This is a genomic window from Prosthecobacter sp., from assembly GCF_044373815.1.
In the GTDB taxonomy this organism is placed as follows: Bacteria; Verrucomicrobiota; Verrucomicrobiia; order Verrucomicrobiales; family Verrucomicrobiaceae; genus Prosthecobacter.
Window position 1 is genome coordinate 1 of sequence record NZ_JBIPNG010000647.1, and the last position, 3006, is coordinate 3006.

Consider the following 3006-nt stretch of genomic DNA (forward strand, 5'->3'; position numbering starts at 1 on the left):
GCCGCTCTTGAAGCGGAATGCTGGAATCAGCTCGCGCAAGAAGCAGCACATGCGTTAAGTTTTTTGCGCACGATGAATCCCGGCACCACAGCCAGTTTGATCTGCCCGGCCTGCGGCCAGGCATTTCTCTCCATGCAGCAAAGCATGGAGGGCATGGTGCAGTGCCCGCATTGTGCGCACAATGCGCTGCGCAGCTACTTCGGTACGCAGGCCCAGGTGGCGAGAGTGGCGCAGGTGCGGCGGCGGGTGTCCCAGCAGCAGCCGCTGCCAAGCATGCCGGCGCCCACGCAGCCGCAGCAGGAAATTCGAGCCCTTTCTCAGCCAGCAGCATGGTCGCCACAGCCACCGATTCAGGCACCCGCGAACTTCACGGCACGCCAGACGTTGCAGCATTCACAGGCGCTGATGCCCACGGGGGCGCCGCCGCCTTCGGAGGAATTCAAGACGCCGCCGCACTTGCGCAGGTCACCCTGGCGCGGTGCGTTAATCCTGCTGGCCTTTAGTGTCGTGTGCGGAGGCGCGCTCTGGTTGTGGTGGGACAGCGTCAACGCCCCCGTGGTCAAACCCAGTGCGGACTTGGCTCCACCTCCCGTCAAGGCAGTGGTGAAGAGTGATCCAGTTGTGCCCCAAACGCAGATCGCCCGTGCGGTGATACCTGCTCCGGATGTGGGGGCCGTGACAGAGGATGCAAAAACTTTGATCACGGAATTTTTCGCCGCTGACACCGCTGAGCGCCGGGCCGCATGCATTCATGACGCGGCCAAATACAGCGCGGAAATCGAAGCGCAGTTTGGTGCCGTGGGTGACAAAAAGACGGAACTGAGGCTGCTTTCACGGATTCCTGGCATGCCGCAAACGCTGCCGGGGGGGCAGCCGGTGCCGCTGTTCATGCTGGTGACTTCGGCGTGTGCCAATGGCGCGCTGATTCGTCTGGAGACGGGTGCTGATGGCAAGCGCCGCATGAGCTGGCCGCTGCTGCATGAAACGCATGCGGCGGCGCTGGCGGATTTCCTGAAAAAGCCGGCGGGGGAGGCTGCGTGGTTTCATGTCGGCCTGCGGCCCAGCCATGGTCTGGATATTGCAGCGGAACTGCGGCCCAGATACATCACCTTTGATGTGCAGGTGTCGGCTGGAAGCGCGCCGCATTTCGTGGCGTGTGTGGAGCGTGACACGCCGCTGGGGCGCTACATGAATCGGGAAAGCGAATGGGGGAAGGCCTACCTCGCACGCCTGCTTGTGCGAAGGCTCGACATTCAGTCTGATGCTCCTTGTCTGCTGGTGATCGATTGTGAAGGTGCCCCTGAACGCTGAAGAGGCACAGGCTGTTCGCCTGTGCCTCCGCATTTTGATTCACTGAGTCCGCCGGGTGTTATGAATCCTTTGGCGGCTCACTGGAGCGTTTCTCATCCTCGCGGGCGAGTTCCTCCAGCGTCATTTCCCGGGGCGGAAGGTCTGCCGGATCTTCATCAGGCATCTTCGAGCTTTGGTCTTCGCCAAGGTTTTCCAGATCAGGGTTTTCGACCTCGGGTGGCGGAGCGGACGGTTTGGCGGCAGGAGACTGGTAGTCGTCCTTGTCATCTTCTTCGTCGTCGCCTGAGGACCAGGGATTGTAATTCTCATTGTCCCAGTCGTCTGCGCCTGGCTGCTCCAGCGCCTTCTCATCCTTGTCGATGTCTGCGTAGTACTCAGGGTAGGCCGCACGGTCTTTCTTCTCCATGAAGTAAGCGAGCCAGATGCAGGTCTCATAGAGCACATACAGAGGGCCGGCCAGCACCAGCATGGTGAAGGGATCAGGCGTGGGGGTGACGATGGCCGCGAAAATCGCGATGGCGATGATCGCATAGGAGCGCGTGGTGCTCATCAGCTTGTAGTTCAGGAAGTCCAGCTTCACCATCACCATGACAATGACCGGCAGCTCGAACGCGACGCCGAAGAGCAGGATGAAGCGCGTGGCAAACTTCACGTAGCCATCGAGCCTCCAGCCGTTGGACATGCCGAGGCTTTCATTGAACGTATAGAAGAATTCCAGGGCCCTGGGCAGCACCACATAGAAGGCGAAGCAGGCACCGAGCAGGAACAGACCCGCGCCAATGCCGATGGCGGGGAAGATGGCCTTCTTTTCCGCGGGCTTGAGGCCGGGCAGGATGAACTGCAGCAGGAAGAAAAGCAGCAGCGGAAACGCGAGGATCACCGCCGCGATCAAGGACAGATTCATCACCATGAGGAAGCCTTCCTGTGGCGTCAGAATTTGCAGCATGGCCTTGAGCTCCTCCGGTGTCTTGATGACGCCGGTGGCCCAGAGCGGATACTTGATGATCTCGAAGAGCTTGTCGTAGAAGCAGAAGGTGACGAGCGTGGAAACCAGCAGCGTCATGGCGATGCGCACGATCATTTTGCGCAGGTCTTCGAGGTGATCGAGGAAGGGTTTTTCCTCATCGCCTTTGCCGCCGAGGTTCATGGCGACTTTTTCGCGAACTTTGAATACTTTTTGGAGCAGGCCGGACCACATGGGAATGAGAGGGGGGAGGGGAGTTGCGGATGCGTAGGACTACGGCAGTCCTTGGGCCGCGATCCGCGCGTAGAGAGCCAGCGTCAGGGCGTTGGTGATCACATTGGCAGCAATCATCCCACGCAGTTCTCCCGCGCTAACAAACCGCACGTCGCTGATGTGCTCGCTTCCGTCCGGTTCAGGACGGCTGACGACACACACGGGCTTCGCCGTAAACAGATAAACGATCTCGTCGGTAAAACCTTGCGAAGGAAAATACCAGCCCAGGGGCTGGAGCGTGCCCAGATCTGGATGGAGGGCGCAGCCGCACTCCTCACGCAGTTCATTCTGAATGGTGTGGATGATGGACTCACGGGTCACGGCGGTGTCGATCTGACCGGCGGGGAATTCCCACATCGTCTGCATCACGGGCAGGCGCTCCTGATGAACCATGACGAAGCGGCCGTCCTCCAGCATGGGGGCGATGGCCACGGCGGCCTTGCGCTTCACCACCATCC

The 3006-nt window shown here is 60.3% G+C and carries 2 protein-coding genes and 1 pseudogene; 1 reads left to right on the forward strand and 2 read right to left on the reverse strand.

Going from position 1 to position 3006, the window contains the following annotated elements:
• A pseudogene (locus ACIREA_RS29660) lies at nucleotides 1-1311 on the forward strand (hypothetical protein); the annotation flags it as partial.
• A 58-nt stretch (nucleotides 1312-1369) separates the two neighbouring features.
• Here ACIREA_RS29660 and tatC read toward each other — a convergent pair.
• Complete coding sequence (tatC, locus tag ACIREA_RS29665) at nucleotides 1370-2509, reverse strand: twin-arginine translocase subunit TatC (protein ID WP_397385932.1); 1140 nt, start codon at nucleotides 2507-2509, stop codon at nucleotides 1370-1372.
• 39 nt (nucleotides 2510-2548) lie between these two features.
• The coding region (locus ACIREA_RS29670; protein ID WP_397385933.1) for an NUDIX hydrolase at nucleotides 2549-3006 on the reverse strand (458 nt) is incomplete at its 5' end.

Coding starts and splice junctions, on each gene's coding strand:
- tatC (WP_397385932.1), bottom strand. CDS start 2,509: ATGTGGTCCGGCCTGCTCCAAAAAGTATTCAAAGTTCGCGAAAAAGTC.